Annotated in this window: 14 protein-coding genes; 2 read left to right on the top strand and 12 right to left on the bottom strand. The window is 45.9% G+C overall.

Annotated features, from left to right (window positions below; all coding sequences use genetic code 11):
- Positions 1-11: 11 nt before the first annotated feature.
- Positions 12-878, top strand: a complete 867-nt coding sequence (locus RQP52_RS05360) for a pentapeptide repeat-containing protein (protein ID WP_315949927.1) — start codon at positions 12-14, stop codon at positions 876-878.
- 63 nt (positions 879-941) lie between these two features.
- Here the strand turns inward: RQP52_RS05360 and RQP52_RS05355 are convergent, their stop codons facing one another.
- The 3 genes from RQP52_RS05355 to RQP52_RS05345 all read right to left on the bottom strand — a co-directional run bounded on the left by RQP52_RS05355 (position 942) and on the right by RQP52_RS05345 (position 4,898).
- Positions 942-2,522, bottom strand: a complete 1,581-nt coding sequence (locus RQP52_RS05355; RefSeq protein WP_315949925.1) for an extracellular solute-binding protein — start codon at positions 2,520-2,522, stop codon at positions 942-944.
- Positions 2,523-2,803: 281 nt separating this feature from the next.
- Positions 2,804-4,420, bottom strand: a complete 1,617-nt coding sequence (locus RQP52_RS05350; RefSeq protein ID WP_315950391.1) for a glycosyl hydrolase family 18 protein — start codon at positions 4,418-4,420, stop codon at positions 2,804-2,806.
- Between the two features lie 76 nt (positions 4,421-4,496).
- A complete protein-coding gene (locus tag RQP52_RS05345; RefSeq protein WP_315949924.1) occupies positions 4,497-4,898 on the bottom strand; it encodes an NUDIX hydrolase in 402 nt (133 codons plus the stop codon).
- A 106-nt stretch (positions 4,899-5,004) separates the two neighbouring features.
- Between RQP52_RS05345 and RQP52_RS05340 the strand changes: the two genes are divergently transcribed.
- The gene (locus RQP52_RS05340) at positions 5,005-5,442 is read left to right on the top strand and encodes a DUF6376 family protein (protein WP_315949922.1); all 438 of its coding nucleotides are present in this window, start codon (positions 5,005-5,007) and stop codon (positions 5,440-5,442) included.
- A 62-nt stretch (positions 5,443-5,504) separates the two neighbouring features.
- On the opposite strand, the gene RQP52_RS05335 is transcribed toward RQP52_RS05340, so the two are convergent.
- The 9 genes from RQP52_RS05335 to RQP52_RS05295 all read right to left on the bottom strand — a co-directional run bounded on the left by RQP52_RS05335 (position 5,505) and on the right by RQP52_RS05295 (position 15,845).
- Complete coding sequence (locus RQP52_RS05335; protein WP_315949920.1) at positions 5,505-6,077, bottom strand: dihydrofolate reductase family protein; 573 nt, start codon at positions 6,075-6,077, stop codon at positions 5,505-5,507.
- Positions 6,078-6,179: 102 nt separating this feature from the next.
- Positions 6,180-7,370, bottom strand: a complete 1,191-nt coding sequence (locus RQP52_RS05330; RefSeq protein ID WP_315949918.1) for an oxalate decarboxylase family bicupin — start codon at positions 7,368-7,370, stop codon at positions 6,180-6,182.
- 185 nt (positions 7,371-7,555) lie between these two features.
- Positions 7,556-8,374, bottom strand: a complete 819-nt coding sequence (locus tag RQP52_RS05325) for a class I SAM-dependent methyltransferase (RefSeq protein ID WP_315949916.1) — start codon at positions 8,372-8,374, stop codon at positions 7,556-7,558.
- 126 nt (positions 8,375-8,500) lie between these two features.
- Positions 8,501-9,004, bottom strand: coding sequence for a hypothetical protein (locus RQP52_RS05320; protein ID WP_315949915.1), 504 nt, complete (start codon positions 9,002-9,004; stop codon positions 8,501-8,503).
- 98 nt (positions 9,005-9,102) lie between these two features.
- Positions 9,103-9,786 (bottom strand): DUF7002 family protein, encoded by a 684-nt coding sequence (locus RQP52_RS05315; RefSeq protein WP_315949913.1) that lies wholly within the window; start codon positions 9,784-9,786, stop codon positions 9,103-9,105.
- A gap of 123 nt (positions 9,787-9,909) precedes the next feature.
- Positions 9,910-11,628, bottom strand: a complete 1,719-nt coding sequence (gene cysI / locus RQP52_RS05310) for an assimilatory sulfite reductase (NADPH) hemoprotein subunit (RefSeq protein WP_315949912.1) — start codon at positions 11,626-11,628, stop codon at positions 9,910-9,912.
- A 35-nt stretch (positions 11,629-11,663) separates the two neighbouring features.
- Positions 11,664-13,499: an assimilatory sulfite reductase (NADPH) flavoprotein subunit gene (locus RQP52_RS05305; protein WP_315949911.1), complete on the bottom strand. Its 1,836-nt coding sequence runs from the start codon at positions 13,497-13,499 to the stop codon at positions 11,664-11,666.
- A gap of 198 nt (positions 13,500-13,697) precedes the next feature.
- Positions 13,698-13,982, bottom strand: a complete 285-nt coding sequence (locus RQP52_RS05300; RefSeq protein WP_315949909.1) for a hypothetical protein — start codon at positions 13,980-13,982, stop codon at positions 13,698-13,700.
- Positions 13,983-14,015: 33 nt separating this feature from the next.
- Positions 14,016-15,845 carry a cache domain-containing sensor histidine kinase gene (locus RQP52_RS05295; RefSeq protein WP_315949907.1) on the bottom strand — a complete coding sequence of 610 codons (1,830 nt, stop codon included), beginning with the start codon at positions 15,843-15,845 and terminating at the stop codon, positions 14,016-14,018.
- Between the last annotated feature and the right edge of the window lie 15 nt (positions 15,846-15,860).

The following is a 15,860-nucleotide window of genomic DNA, read 5'->3' as shown; positions in this document are numbered from 1 at the left end:
GAGGACAACCTTTGCCGGAACCTCATGAATCTACAGCTGTTTCCAACGATGATTATCGCCAACTTAGGGCGGATTGCGAAAACTGCTTTGGTCTATGCTGTGTAGCGCTGCCCTTCTCCGCCTCTGTCGACTTCGCGGTTGACAAACATGCCGGCCAGCGCTGCCATAATCTAGGTCATAACTTTCGCTGTGGTGTACACCAGGATCTAAGAGAAATCGGTTATCGCGGATGCACCGTATATGATTGTTTTGGCGCTGGTCAACAAGTCGCTCAAGTGACTTACAGCGGTAAAGACTGGGTGAAAGCCCCCGAAACGGCGAAACAAATGTTTGAGGTGTTCCCTATCATGAGGCAGCTGCATGAGCTGCTCTGGTATTTAACCGAAGCGCTCGAGCTCGAGCAGACGCAGTCTATACATGAAGCGCTTCGTTCAGTAAGGGATGAGACGGAACGACTCACAGCCCTAAGTTCTGAAGCGCTCTTGAAACTTGACATTGCGGCACATCGTGCGAATGTGAATGTCTTGCTCCTGCAGACGAGCGAGCTCGTAAGATCAACTGTGCAGCGTCAGCTGAAAACTTCCCGTGGGCGTCATAAGAGCTACGGACGTGGTGCGGATCTCATTGGCGCCAACCTCCGAGGCGCTGATCTAAGAGGCGCGCATTTGCGTGGCGCCTATCTGATCGCTGCGGACCTGATAGAGGCAGATTTTCGATCAGCGGATCTCATTGGGGCTGATTTCCGGGACGCCAACTTGAGTGGCGCTGACTTTACAGGAAGCCTCTTCCTCACGCAGTTCCAAATCAATGCCGCAAAGGGTGATTCGCAGACCAAGCTGCCGAAATCGCTCAGCCGGCCGCCTCACTGGAGCGCCTAGACACAACGAAAGGCTGGGCTAGAATGTCTTTTCAGACTCTAGCCCAGCCTTTATTCGGTCAACTTACTTCCATTTCTGAGCTTCTGGACCTCTGAGTTTGATGCCGCTTCTCTTCTGGTAGAGCTCATTCGCAGCCTTCAGCGCATCGTTCCCGCCTTTGGACTTCCACTCTTCGATAACCTTCGGCCAATCGCTGATCGGCTCTTTGCCATACACCATTTTAACCATATGTGTGAGTAGTACGGCAGGCGCTGTATCGGATAAAGGTGCTATGTCCGGATTTTTCTGCATAGCTTCCAAAATCGGATCAAACTCCAAGCCGCCACGTCCTTCAATCGGTAAAACGGTCTCAAACGTTTTGAGTAGATCCTTCCCATCCTGCGTTGTGTTCAAAATTTGCTTGCGGAACGCATCGTCCTTGACCATATGAAGGAAACCGCTCAGATAACGCTGTTCGGATACCTCCGCATCCGTTTTCGGCTCTGTCGGCAGCGTCAGGTCGAACCACTTGTCAGCCTCTTCCGATGTTTGCCATTCGAAGAACTTAAGAATGCCTGGAATTTTATCCTTCGCTGTTTTCGCATTGATTAAATAGGAACGTGCACCGGATGAATATAAATATCCACCGCCCTTGCCGTCTGGACCAATCGGAGAAGGAATAATTTTGATTTTCGCATCAGGCACGGCTTGCTTTAATTGCGTTTGCCACTGCAGCAGCTCCTGCGCGTTCATTTCCCACATGCCGGCTTTCCCTGATAAAATGATGTTTTTGAAATTGGTTGGATTAATGGTTGCAAATTCTTTATGAATCAACCCTTCGTCAAACATCGTTTTGTACGTTTGCAATGCCTTCTGCATGTTTTCTGAATCAAAAAATTTCGGCTGTACTTTCCCGTCAACGACCTCAAATTGGCTGAGGTACGGGTAAACATCGTAAGCGCCAAAGAATATATCCGCATATTTAAAATCTTGACGTCCCATGAACGGATGCTCTACACCTATTTTCTTAAAAGCGCGCAGCATGTCCAGGTACTCATCAACTGTTTTCGGATCCTTCGTGATCCCGGCTTTCTGCATCAAATCTTCGCGCACCCAAGTCGCTCTTCGGGAAGGCTGGGAAATATATTCCGGAATCGCATATATTTTACCGTTCAGCGTAACTTCGTCCCATGCCGCTTGCGGAATTGTCTTCACCAAATTTGGCGCGTACTGTTTAATAAGGTCATTCAATTCAAGAAAAACGCCTGCTTGAACGGAACCTGCAAGCTCTTTACCACTCGTACTGGCTCCCGCCTGCACGACGTCTGGAATGTCGCCTGTTGCAAACATTTGAACCATCTTCTTCTCAAAATCGGCATGCGGCACTAAACGAATATCCAGGTCTGTATTCGTTTTCTTCTCCAGCTCTTTCACCCATTTGTCCTCGTTCAAATTCGCTGCTTTTTCTACATAATCAAAATTCAAAGTTCGCAAGGAAATGCTGAATTTCGTTGGTCCTTGCGGCACAACAGGTGCTGCGCTCGCCGTTGCAGGTGAAATCGCAGATGCCGCAGGCGCCGGCTTATCTGTATTGGAGCTGCAGCCAACCAATCCGGTTGTTAGTACAAAAGCCATCGTACATGCCATCCATTTTGACCTTCTCATCGTACCCCTCATTCCTTTACATGTTATGATAAAACGAAAGCGCCAAGCGCTTTCAGTTCAATCCAGAATCGTAGATCATCCGGCTCATAAATGTTGGCATGCACCCTGTTGTAACCGCTTCCAGCGGTTTCTATTTTCATCGTATACGAATCCGCGCGAACCTCATATAGGGTTCCTTTAGGGGAAGTCGGTTTTTTTTTAGGTTTTACTTGTCTCCCACACGAAAATGAAAAGGGCTGTCTGAGAAGATCATTTCTGACCTTTCCAGACAGCCCATATGCTTATTTTGGATTAAATAATGCCCAATCCGACTCGGTATAATTGCCCATGTACCATAAAGAAATACCTTTTAACCCATAATACTTCGCAAGCCATACCTTTTTATCCACACTGGCCGTATCTTCATAATAAATATCGTGGCTGCCACGATCATCTTGGAAAGAGATCTCCCTCAGAAAATAAGGCAGGCTCATCGATTGATTAACTCCTGGTGTTGCAAGTCTTTTTTCAACAGCTTCTATCTCCGGATTGTACAGTTCAGCAACTCCGTTTGCTGTGATCCATTGATTAGCCTGCTTAGATATCCCTAGCACCAGTTTTTCTTTGGGAACAATCGCTAATGTGCGTTTCACCGCATCGTTCACCAACGGCAATGGAGCAGAAGGAAGTTTACTGTCATTATGCGTAAAATCATAAGCCATTAGAACGACAGTATCTGCTAAAGCGCTAATTTCTTTTAGATCATAACCTTTATAGTAATAATCAGGTTGAACCGTCACCGTTAGTGGGTAGGTTGGAATTGCCGCCTTCAATGCTTTCAGAAATTGACTATAGTCAGGTGCACTAGTTGCGTCCATTAGCCCTTCAAAGTCGATGGTTACTCCAGTAAATCCATATCTGGCATCAGTAAGAACCCCTTTTAAAGATTGGATAAACGCTTTTTGCGCGGGCTCGTCCTTCAAGAAATCCTTCAGATTTTTCTCACCGTAATAAACCATTAAATTTTTCTGAATGTTGGCTGCATTCGCTGTCTGAACAACCTCCTCCCAGCCGGTAGGAATACGGTATTCGGTCGTTGCTGTCTCCAATTGGGCATTGCCAGGCGCTTCGTATTTCAAATGCGACCATCCGAACGTAACTTGATCGAGCAGCGGCATGTGGTTGATGGCAGGATAAGAATTAATCGCATAAAAACCTACCGTATCTAATTCACGAGTGTCTACTTCTGTCTGAATCACACGATAAATGATGGCAGCCGCTTCTTTGCGTGTCAGGGATTGCTTCGGGTGAAAACCCGTCTGATCGCCTTCCATAATCCCTTGATTGACCGCAAAGTAGGCAAATGAAAGCAGATTCTGATTCAAGGCGTCGCTATCGGCAAAATTTCTCTTCTCCTTCTCGTCGTGCCAGCCTTGAAGCGTCCAATGGTTACGAGACTCGGCAGTCTGAGCATCGAGCAGCGCTTTACCGACAATGCTGGCCACTTCTTCTCGGGTTATCGCATGTTCCGGGTGAAACTTGCCCTGCGAATCCAGCATAAAATCAAGCCATTTCCGCTCATATGCCGCGGATACGAATGGGTATGACCATCGGCCCCGTTCAACATCGACAGGAGCTCCCGCCACTCCAGAGACAGAAGCGGAAGCAACTTCCACCTGGTTAGCATTCATCAGCAATTTAATGAACGCCTCACGCGTTAGAGTTGCTTCCGGTTTGTATGTCAAATCCGAATAGCCGTCAATAATACCGAGCGCCGATAACGAATAAACTTCATTTTGAAACCAATCCTCATTGGTAACATCCGTAAACGGTTTTAAGGAAACGTCATACGCATAGGCGGTCCCTGCCGAGGCCAGTACGAACAGCGCAGCAGTTTGAACAACCGCTTTTTTTAACATAGACAATAGCATTCTCTCCCCTCTGTCCTAATTTGACGTTAAGAGAGAGAATTAGTTGCACAAAATGTCTAAAACCTTACGGCAGCAGATTCTTTTCGTGTAAATGATCAAAAATAATTTGAACCACGCGTGAGACTCGATCCCTGTCTTTATAAGACAGCCATTCCAATTCATCAATTTCGGAAGCAGGACGGAGTTCGCCGTCATAATCTGCCGTATAACAAGCCATTTTCACGACAATACCCTCTGCCTTACCGTCTGCTTGCGCTTCGAAATTCCCGAAATGCGCCACTGTCTCCGGCTTAATATGTACCGAAAGCTCCTCCTCAATTTCCCGGATCAACGTCTCGGTATCCGTCTCCCCAGGGTCTCTTTTGCCTCCAGGCAAATAATAGAGTTCTTTCCCCTTCGAACGTGTCCCCAATATTTGTCCATCCATGATACGGATCAGCGCAATCTTATCAATAAATGTCGTCATCTCATTTTCTCCTTATCTTGAAACTCTATTTTCTATTGATGCGTATTAAAACAATACCAAACCAAAACAGATTTCTCAAATTACACGGAAAAGGAAGTGATGATTAATGAGAAAATCCATGCTGCTTTTCGTAGTACTTTCATCCATGATGATAGGAGCGTGTTCGTTCCTGGACGGGGCGAATCAATCAGTGGATTATGTGAAGCAAGCCACGGCGCATATTAACAAACTAAGTACATTCGCTGAAGAAGCACCACAACTAATCAAAGACGCTGCTACGAATCCTGAAACTAAGCAAAAACTTGAAGATCAACTACTCGCGTTAAAAACGGAAATCGAACAATTTAATTTGAAAAGTGTTCCTGCTTTCGCTAAAGATATTCACCAGCAACTAGTTGAGAAAAATAAAGTTTTGTTAGATGAAATTAATCAAGTGGTAGTAAATGGACACTTGGTGCTCGACAAACTGCAAAACTCTCAAATCCTTGCTACAATTACGGACATCACGGGGTTAATCAATCGTATTTCCAATTTAGGCAGTTAACAAAAAAGAGTTAAGCGATTTATTTTCGCTTAACTCTTTTTAACTTTTTATTATCGAACGTATTACTCCTTTTTAGCTTCGTAATGAAGTACCAGCACGCCCGAAGGAAGTATCTTGGAAGATAGGAGATTCAAGCGTTTGGTCGCCTTATCTTCTTGAAATAATCGCGTACCGCTCCCTAGCACAATGGGACTAACGGTTAATCGGTACTCATCGATTAAATCCAAATCCATAAACGTGTGTGCGATGCTTGGGCTGCCGAAGATGACAAGGTCTTTTCCCGGTTGCTGCTTGAGCTTTCCGATTTCCTCTGCAATATTCTCGTTAATGAGCGTTGTGCGGTTCCATTGAACTTCCCTTAGGCTTTTAGAAATCACAATTTTCTCAACGTCCTCAATCCAATTCGCATGATCAATATCATGCTGCGTGCTTTCAGGATCGTTCAGTACAGTAGGCCAATAGCTCTCCATCATCTGATACGTTACGCGTCCATAGATGGGAGATCCCACAGTCTTAACGATCTCATCCGCAGCGTCCATCAAATCTTGGTCATAAGAGATCCAATTCAATTCCCCATTCGGTCCAGCTACAAAACCATCTAGCGATACGTGCACGAATAAAACCACTTTTCTCATTGTCATTCTCCTTTAGTTTGATAGTCTCACTTCATTTTAGTGGATTCAAACTAAAAGACACAACATCTCATGAATTTCTATCACATTTTCAAAAAAAATTTTTTATCGCGGATAGTTAGAAGATCCCGGATATTTGACGACCGGCCATTTTTCTTTGCGCAGCATATGGATAAGCTCAGGTCCAACATGCAAATTGCCTTTCACAAGCTCCTGCGGCGTGAGTGCCATCAACTGGTTTAGTGAAACATCTTCAAACAGGTTGCTTTTAAATATTTCAAGAAACCATAGGGATTCTGTTCCTGTATTTTGAATATAATGCCCCGAAGCAAATGGCACATAACCGACGTCACCTGCCCGGTAGTCAAACGTCCTGGCGTTGCCACTGCCAAGAACCACCGTCATGCGTCCCTGACCTGCGAGGTAGTACTGCCACTCATCGTTATTAGGATGCCAATGCAGTTCACGCATAGCACCTGGTTCTACTTCGACGAGGGCTGCCGCAATTTTTTGTGAGATGGGAAAATTTCTTGAGTCTACGATTCGTACGCTTCCGCCGGGTGTTTTGATCGGTGTTTGAGCTAACAGTTGGTGTTTGAAACTTAAGGGAATTGTACCGTAAGGGGATTGCACTTTCTCACTTTCGAGCGAGCCGGGAACTTTGTCTTGATAAATGTAGACCTGATGATTTGGAATATGGTCAAATGCACTTATGGGAACACCGAAATTCGCAGACAATACATCTTTGGGCGTATGAGCAAACCAATCGGAAATCGATAACGTATGAAGGTCAGAGAAGTTGCCATCATCGAAAACAAGCAGGAATTCGCAATGCTCCAACCCTTGAATCGAATGTGGAAGCCCTGGTGGGAAATACCAAAGATCACCTGGACCGACATCGGCAATAAAATTCCGCCCTTCTTGATCTATTGCCGTAATACGCGCACGTCCGAGCAGCATGTAGGACCACTCCGCTTGTTGGTGCCAATGCAGCTCCCGGACACCGCCAGGTGTTAGACTCATATTTACACCGGCCAACGTCGTCGCGATCGGTAATTCTCTCGCTGTAATTTTCCGCGACCACCCACCGTGGTTTAACGTCAAGAGAGTGTCAGAGAATGAAAACTTCAAGTTAGGCACTAATCCGGCATCGGTTATAGGTGGAACCAGCATATTGGGGTTTTCCTTATCCCGCATGATATCCCTTGGACCTGTGTCGATTCCACCGGCGCCGTCATAACGGATGGGCTGTGGTACTATGCCGTTCATGCCTTGATTCCGTTTGGGAGAATCCATGGTACACTCCTTTCTTCAGTGGCGATTATGATATCTCATTCTAAAAAATATATGTATCGTGCTGGCTGTACATGCTTGCACCTCAATCAATAAAAGTCCTACTAAGTTGCAATTTTCTAGCAACAACTCGAAGAAATACAAAAAGGCTATGATGAACTTCTTCATCATAGCCAACCTTTTGAAACCTAAACCACACCCATACGAAACCGGTAACCGAACAAAATTTCCCGTTCCACGCCACCAAAAACCTCAGCTACCAGCTCGCGGAAAGCTGAGAACTCCTCGCGCAATTCCTCTGCACCTAGCTTCAGCGCGGTTTGCAAACCTCCCTGGCTGAAAGCCAGATTCGCATAACGCTCGGCATCGCACGTTTCCCAGTTATGAAAGACGATCTCCCTCGCATATCGAAATAAGCCGGAGTCGCGAATTTGCTGCAAATGCCCCTCTTTGTCCCATTTGTGGGCTTGTTGCTCACTCGGAGCCAGTTCTAACGCTCTAGCATCGCCTAAAGCGAGGAGCCGCTTGTACTCATCTTCAATCCTCCAGTCAAGCGCCGGCGGCCAATCACAGTCGTAAGCAGCGAAAATCCCTCCGGGACAGAGTACGCGAGCGAACTCACGCAGTGTGCTTTGCGGCTCCATCCAATGGAAAGATTGCGAGCAAGTAATAACGTCAGCGGACGCAGAAGGCAGTTCCAGTTCATGCGAAAGCCTTTTGACAAACTGCATATTCTCAGGTTTATGTATCGCTTCCCACTTGCTAACGGCAACAGCGCGCATATCGTCATTGGGCTCAACGCCAATGATTTGATCGGCTTCATCAAGCCATATAAACGTTGAAAGACCTGTGCCGCAGCCTACGTCAACAACGGTTTGCGGTTTATGCTGCAAGTACGTTGTTATCAGCTTAACGACCTCCTGCGGAGCCGTGGGACGATTCTGATCGTACAACGCGCCGAATCCGGCAAAACGCTGTACATTACTCGTGCGTACGTTCTCTATCATGGGCACAATCACTCCTTCATTCATCTACATCCCTAATTATACCTCATCCCACATTTACAAAAGATGAAATTGTTTTATAGAAAAACGAAAGAGCTGCCGCAGCAGCCCCTGAATAACCATGGTATGTTAATACGTGACTATTTTTTTAAACAATTCATCGACCTTATCCTGCATACTGCGAACCGTTGTTTTCTTATATTGCATTCCTAGCCGAAGCACCTTCAACTGCTGCCTGCGCGAAAGTTTACGAAACCGCGGTTCACGTTTCAGAAATGTACGGATGATCGACCAACTGCTGACTGTTACCCGATCCGATTTGATGGCTGGAAGATCGTAAGGCAGCGGCCGCTTGCGAAAACGATCAACAAATTTCCCAACACTCGCAGATAGTTTGCTTTCATCGACAAGGCACACCGCTGATTGTTTATGCGTATGTTTTTTGAGGAAATTCAAATGCTGATGTCCGTCTACAACGACGTATCCTTTGTCTTTCTTGCTTTTTTGCACAACCAATAAATGCATTAGATCTTGCGCTACTTTTTTTAATTCTTTTTTCCGCTGTGAGGTTTTGGTTGTGGTACTTTCCGGCTTAATTTTACTCAGAGATATATATTGCACGGTATATCTCACCTGTACCCCTCCTCGTCAGACCGCTGTTTCATGACATGATTTCCTTGATGTAACAGTGTATGTGGGATAGTGTCAGGTAGATGCTTGTTTGCTCGAAATTAGTCGGTTAACAACGTCCAGGGACGCGCCAAATCCCTCCAACTAACAGGAATTTCACCCCCATTGCTGACATAAACCGCTGTTAGCAGCTCAGTCACACCATTCATCTGGCCATCGATTAATATCTCTTTGATCTGCGAAGGGGTACTTGGCACTAAGTCATTTTTGACAAGGCCAAACTGTTCCAATGGCAGAAACATAGCCAAGCTTTTCTTATAAGAACAATGATTGGGGAAACGCGGCGAACTGCCCGAGTCATATTTGGATAGTGTAATTTCAGTTCCATGTTTCATTAACAAAGCAGAAGCATCAAATTCGAGAATGGAAAAAGCTTCCTCCGGCTCTCTTCTAGCATACGTTGCCATCATTTTTTGACAATCTTTCAGCGTTGGCCATAAAAAAACATGCCGGTCCAAAAACGCCCGAAATTCCTCTTGTGTCGTAGAGGCGTCAATCATGCTATCAGCGATTCTCAAATGAGAATTGATCGTAACCTGTTGATCTTGATAGTTCAAATGCCTTGGCGCTAACCGACGTGGGCCATCCTGTGAAGGATCGATTTGATAACTTGAAAACAGGGTGTCAAAATGCGCAATTGCCGGTAAATTTTTAGCGCGTGTAAAATGGTATAGCCTTTTTCTATTTGGTGTTTTAGTGATCGCTGAGATGTTCGTGTCATTCATCATTTTGCTCCTTATAAGTCAAACCTCGCCATATTTTACCACAAGATCCGCATGAACATTCAAAAAGGGACCATCCTGGCAGATCTATGACAGATCTTCAGGACAGCCCCACAAAATTAAATGTTATGCGTGAAAATCTTGGCCGGAACGAACTTCTTTGACATAACCCGCACGAATAACGAAGTCACCGAAGTGCTCGCCATCCCAGCGCTCTTTGGCATATTGATTAAAAATCGGACCAAGCGATTGTAAAATCTCAGCTTCGCCAATATTTTCTTTGTAAAGCTTATTCAGTCGGTTACCCGCGTGGCCTCCTCCCAAATACATGTTGTATTTTCCAGGAGCTTTACCGATAAACGCAAGTTCAGCCAACATCGGACGTGCACAGCCGTTCGGGCAGCCTGTCATACGAATCGTAATTTCTTTCTCGCTAAGGCCTGCTTCTTCCAGCATCGGCTCGATTTTATCCATCAGCTCTGGCAAGTAACGCTCGGCTTCCGCCATCGCCATGCCGCAGGTCGGAAGTGCCACACAAGCCATGGAGCTTCTGCGCAGTGCGGAGTAATGAAGACCATCTGTCAAGCCGTATTCCTTGATTAATTCCTCGATTTTTTTCTTCTTCTGAGCGCTAACATTCCCGATAATCAGGTTCTGGTTCGCAGTAAGTCGGAAATCGCCGGAATGTACTTTGGCAATTTCACGAAGCCCAGTCAACAGCTGATAGCTACCTTCATCTTTGACGCGTCCATTTTGGATAAATAAGGTGAAATGCCATTTGCCATTGCTTCCTTTTACCCAACCATAACGATCTCCGTTATCGTCAAACTGATATGGACGAGGAGCTTCAAGTTTCCAGCCCAGACGAGCAGTCAGTTCTTCAACGAACCATTCGATGCCGCGGTCATCAATTGTATATTTAAAACGTGCATGTTTACGCACGGAACGATCACCATAATCACGTTGAATCGTGACGGTCTTTTCTGCCAAATCCACAACTTGATCCGGTGTAACGAATCCAATCACTTGAGCAACCTGCGGGTACGTCAGCGTATCGCCATGCGTCATCCCCATGCCGCCGCCAACGGATACGTTAAAGCCTTTCAGCTTCCCGTCTTCCACAATGGCAATGAAACCAAGATCTTGTGAGAATACGTCTACATCGTTAGATGGTGGAACGGCAATACCGATTTTGAACTTACGCGGCAAGTACACTTTTCCGTAAATCGGTTCTTGCTCAACGTCTTGGCTGTCGATGACTTTCTCTCCGTCCAACCAAATTTCGTGGTAGGCGCGAGTTTGTGGATCCAGGTGGTTACTAATGCGGCAAGCCCATTCGTAAACTTCACCATGCACATCCGAAAGGTAAGGATTAGGATTGCACATTACGTTACGGTTAACGTCACCGCAAGCTGCGAGCGTGCTGAGCAGCGAGGCATTAACTTCTTGAATCGTTTTCTTCATGTTCCATTTCAGAACACCATGAAGTTGGAAAGATTGTCGAGTCGTTAAGCGAATGGTTCCATTCGCGTATTTCTGTGCTACACGGTCCATCATAAGCCATTGGTCCGCCGTCACGACACCGCCGGCTGCACGTACGCGCAGCATGAACTGATAGGCCGGCTCCAGTTTTTGCTTTTGGCGCTCATTACGCAGATCTCTGTCATCCTGCATATAGCTGCCGTGAAACTTCATCAGGCGGTTATCATCTTCAGGAATCGATCCTGTGATCGTATCTAGAAGCGTATCAGCGAGACTTCCCCGCAAATAATTCGTTCTAAGTTTAATGTGTTCAACGTCGCTATGCGGTGCGCTGTTCTTCGACAATAAATTGTTTTCTGACATATCGGCTCTCTCCTCTAGCAATCAACGGCTTCGTCTTAGTAGACGTCCCGCTGATAGCGTTTCTGCTGTTGCATCCGGGACAAGTATTCAGCCGCTTCTTCCGAGCTGAAACCGCCCTCTTGTTCAATAATTTTTGCCAATGTTTCATGAACATCATGAGCCATGCGTTTTTCGTCCCCGCAGACATACACGCTAGCCCCTTCTTGCAGCCATTGATACAATTCTTTGCTTTTCTCAAGCATGCGATGCTGAACATACACTTTTTGATCCGTATCACGGGAGAAGGCGACATCCATGCGCGTTAGAACGCCATCTTTCAACCAACGCTGCCATTCGATTTGATACAAGAAGTCTGTTGAGAAGTGCTGATCGCCGTAGAACAACCATGATTTGCCTTCCGCACCTGTTTCTTCGCGTTCGCCAAGGAATGCACGGAAAGGAGCAACCCCAGTTCCAGGTCCGATCATAATGATTGGTGTATCTGAACTTTCCGGCAATTTGAAATTCGGATTGTTCTGAATGTACACCGGCAGCGAATCGCCTGCCTTCACTCTTTCCGCCAATTGCACAGAGCACACGCCGTAACGTTCACGACCACGCGCTTCATAGCGTACCGTACGAACCGTTACATGCACTTCATCCGGATATGCTTTTGAGCTGCTTGCAATAGAGTATAAGCGAGCAGGCATTTTGCGAAGAACCGAGATGAATTCAGCTGCTGCAATGCCTTTTAGCGAATAATCCTGAACCAGATCAAGCAGATCTTTGCCGTTGATGTAGGCTTTAAGCTCTTGTTCATTGCCTGCAGCTACAAGCCCGTTCAGGTCTGTATTTACAGTCAATTTTGCAACTTGTTCTACTAGTGGTTTTGTCAGAACTGTAATTTCAAAATTATGTGTTAATGCTTCACGCACAGAGCGTTTGTCGCCGTTTTTATTAATCGTAACGAGCTCTTCCGCATTCCAGCCCATGGCTTGAATTAATTCCTCGACAAGTTGAGGATGATTTTCCGGATAAATGCCTAAGCAGTCGCCTGGCTCATACTGAAGGTTCGATCCTTCCAAGGAAATCTCCACATGCCGCGTTTCGCGGTCCGATCCGCGTCCATTCAGATTCAAGTTCTCAAGAACTTCAGCCTGGAATGGATTCGTTCTGGAAAACTCGGATTCAGGTGCGCTTGCAGTGCTTACAGCGGCGCCTGCTGCTGCCGCGGATGATGAGCCTGAAGATGCGCTCAGCGAGCTTAATACGCTGCTCATCCATTCTGCTGCAGGTTCGTCGAAATCAACATCGCAATCTACACGCGGAGCAAGCTGCTTGCCGCCAAGTTCACCCAAACGCTTGTCGAAATCTTTCCCCGTCTGACAGAAGAACTCATAGGACGTATCGCCGAGCGAAAGCACGGAATACTGTAGTCCGTCTAATTGAGGAGCTCTTTTACTATGAAGGAAATCGTGGAAGGAAATCGCATTATCCGGTGGAACCCCTTCGCCATGCGTGCTGACAAGAACCAACAAAGTTTGCACCTTTTTCAAAGCATTCGGCTTGAAATCGGACATCGAAGAAAGCGTTACCTGAAATCCTTGTTCTTCAAGCTTTTTGGAAAACTTTTTGGCCAAACCTTGCGCTTTCCCGGACTGTGATCCGAAGAGAACTGTTACTTCTTTGGAAATAGCCGCTACGCTTGGTGCTGCATTAGCTGTTGGTACTGCAGGAACTGCGCCAGTGCTAACTGATCCCGCCACACCATTCATTGCTGCGAAATAACCGCTTAACCAGACTCTTTGTGAATCTGTTAAAGTAGGCAGTAGACGATTAAGCAGTTCTACTTGTTCCTGATTAAAAGGACTGTTTGTTACTTGAAGTTCCAACAAAATCCACCTCTCATATGCTGCAGTAATAAGAAATTCCCCAATTAATTTGTCACATAAAATTTCACTCTCTTGAACCTATCATAGGTTTAGTTGCAGGTCAATTATAATGAATTTATAAGTTCTATCAGATTATCTGATATGGCGCATAAAAAACCTTAGCGGCATTCCCGCTAAGGCTCTATGTAACTCCCCCAATCACAGCCGCATCAACGCCCGGCGTTCTGCCTGCGGCCTGCAATCGGAGCAAACCCCAACGACCCGCCCCTCTTCATCCGAGTAGAACGCCAGCTTTTTTTGCTTCTTTCGGCAGAAGGAACATGCCTGCGTATTCGTATTCGTAGGAGTTTTCTTTTTGGATTGATACGAGGACATTTGAATGACTTTCGAAGTCTCGACCTTAACCCTGGCTTTTAGAGTCATTTTAACCACGCCATAAATCATCAGTGCGAGTACGGGAATTAGAACAATTACATAGAGCATAGCTCACCCTCCCTATTTCATATAAAAACCTTTTCAGCCCACTTGATCCTCCAAAGTTGTTACACACTTATCAAGCGGAAGGAACAACGTCATTCGGGTGCCACGACCGACGCTGCTCTCGAAGCGAAAATGAGCATCATCGCCATAGTACATTTTCATACGGGCGACTACATTGCGCAGGCCAAACAGATCTTTCTCTTTTTTTCGATCCGTAGCATTGCCTTCAACTGCTTGTTTGGATGCTTCCTCCAGTTTACCACAGATGTAAGCAAGTCTTTCCCGATTTACGCCTACCCCATTATCACTAACCTCCAACACGAGATTAGGTTCCTGTAAATAGGAGGAAATGACGAGTTCTCCGCCTTCACTTTGTTTCTCCAATCCGTGAATAACGGCGTTTTCCACTAACGGCTGCAAAAGGAGCTTCAGCACAGGATAAGGTTTGCTTTCCTCCGCAATTTCGTACCTGACGGTAAAATGGTCCAAAAACCGCAACTGCTGGACTTTAATATAATATGTCAAATGAATGATTGTCTCTGCAACTGAAAAAGTCTCGTTTCCTTTATTCAAGCTTAACCGGAAAAACTTCGACAGATTCAAGACCATCTCGCTGATTTCATCTGCCTCATAATTTTTGGCCGTCCAATAGATCGAGTCCAGCGTATTATATAGAAAATGCGGATTAATCTGCGACTGCAAAAATTTCAGTTCCATTTTGGACAGTAATAATTGCTTTTCGTAATGGTCGCGAATTAACGTCTTCTGATTTTCTGCCATTCGGTTAAAGGACTCAATTACGTATCCCAACTCGTCAACGCGTTTATCTTCTAATTGAATGGTAAAATTGCCGGTACGCAGCTGCTTCATCCCATATGCCAGTTTCCGCAGAGGAGCTGAAATGCCGCGATAAACGATCCAGGAAATAATAATCGCAAGAACCAAACTGACGACTACAATGCCATAAGTAAACACTTTTAAGGAATCGGTATGACTTCGAATTTCCCACAGCGGCTGTTCCATTCTAAGCGACCAACCGGACAACTTCGACTTGACGCTAATGCTGACCATTTCTTGCCCGGTCTGAGGAGATTTGCGAATCGATCTCACTTCTTCTTTTTTTTCCCAAACTTGCGCATTGACGCCTGCACCCGTTCCGGTAATCAGCTTGCCGTTGCTGCCAAATAAGGAAATATTCGCATTCTTTGATGGCAGGAGCGGTTTGGCCTGCTCAATCAAAGCGCTCTTTTTTATAGATATGATTAGTAAATTGGGGTTAATCAACGTTCGATTATAAGGATCCATAGTCCGGATCAAATGAACGCTGTCCGCATCGAAATACGACTCCCCATCTTGGGGGGTATAAAAATACGTCCCGCCTCCCGCTTCCATTAGCCGCTCATACCACTCCTGCTTCTCAGCGCCTTCAGGCAGCTTGCTGCCCCCCAGTTTCGTAGAAATCACAGTACGCGACGGCATATGGATAATCGTAATTTGATCTACCATGAGATTAACATTCGTCATACTCGTGATTTGGTCCATCACCTGAGCGAATTGAACGAATGATTGCTTCTTCGGCTCTTGACCAACAGACTGCAGGGTCGAATTGATATTCATATCAAATGCAATTAAAGAAGAAAGCTGCTCGATGTTTTGAAGCGAGAGGTCAATGTAATCCGCCATCGTGTGCAAGGCCCCTTGGGTTCTCTCTCCCGTCTGCACTTCCACGATCATTTGTGATTTGGCAATAGCAAAAAGACTGAATCCGGAAAGCGGGAGTAGAATCAGTAAAAAATACCACGTTAATCTAACCTGAATGAACCCGGTTAGCACTTTTCGCAATTTAGGCGCGATGTCTATGGGCATGTTGGTGATCCCTCC

Origin of the sequence: Paenibacillus violae, assembly GCF_032461945.1 — a bacterium.
In the GTDB taxonomy this organism is placed as follows: Bacteria; Bacillota; Bacilli; order Paenibacillales; family NBRC-103111; genus Paenibacillus_E; species Paenibacillus_E violae.
Note: the sequence above shows the minus strand (reverse complement) of the source record. Positions and strands in the feature narration are given on the sequence as shown.

Excerpts from the sequence above, each read along its gene's own strand:
- cysI (WP_315949912.1), bottom strand. The coding sequence starts at position 11,628 with ATGTCAGAAAACAATTTATTGTCGAAGAACAGCGCACCGCATAGCGAC.
- RQP52_RS05340 (WP_315949922.1), top strand. The coding sequence starts at position 5,005 with ATGAGAAAATCCATGCTGCTTTTCGTAGTACTTTCATCCATGATGATA.
- RQP52_RS05325 (WP_315949916.1), bottom strand. The coding sequence starts at position 8,374 with ATGATAGAGAACGTACGCACGAGTAATGTACAGCGTTTTGCCGGATTC.
- RQP52_RS05315 (WP_315949913.1), bottom strand. The coding sequence starts at position 9,786 with ATGAATGACACGAACATCTCAGCGATCACTAAAACACCAAATAGAAAA.
- RQP52_RS05300 (WP_315949909.1), bottom strand. The coding sequence starts at position 13,982 with ATGCTCTATGTAATTGTTCTAATTCCCGTACTCGCACTGATGATTTAT.
- RQP52_RS05350 (WP_315950391.1), bottom strand. The coding sequence starts at position 4,420 with ATGTTAAAAAAAGCGGTTGTTCAAACTGCTGCGCTGTTCGTACTGGCC.
- RQP52_RS05295 (WP_315949907.1), bottom strand. The coding sequence starts at position 15,845 with ATGCCCATAGACATCGCGCCTAAATTGCGAAAAGTGCTAACCGGGTTC.
- RQP52_RS05355 (WP_315949925.1), bottom strand. The coding sequence starts at position 2,522 with ATGAGAAGGTCAAAATGGATGGCATGTACGATGGCTTTTGTACTAACA.
- RQP52_RS05330 (WP_315949918.1), bottom strand. The coding sequence starts at position 7,370 with ATGGATTCTCCCAAACGGAATCAAGGCATGAACGGCATAGTACCACAG.
- RQP52_RS05345 (WP_315949924.1), bottom strand. The coding sequence starts at position 4,898 with ATGACGACATTTATTGATAAGATTGCGCTGATCCGTATCATGGATGGA.
- RQP52_RS05335 (WP_315949920.1), bottom strand. The coding sequence starts at position 6,077 with ATGAGAAAAGTGGTTTTATTCGTGCACGTATCGCTAGATGGTTTTGTA.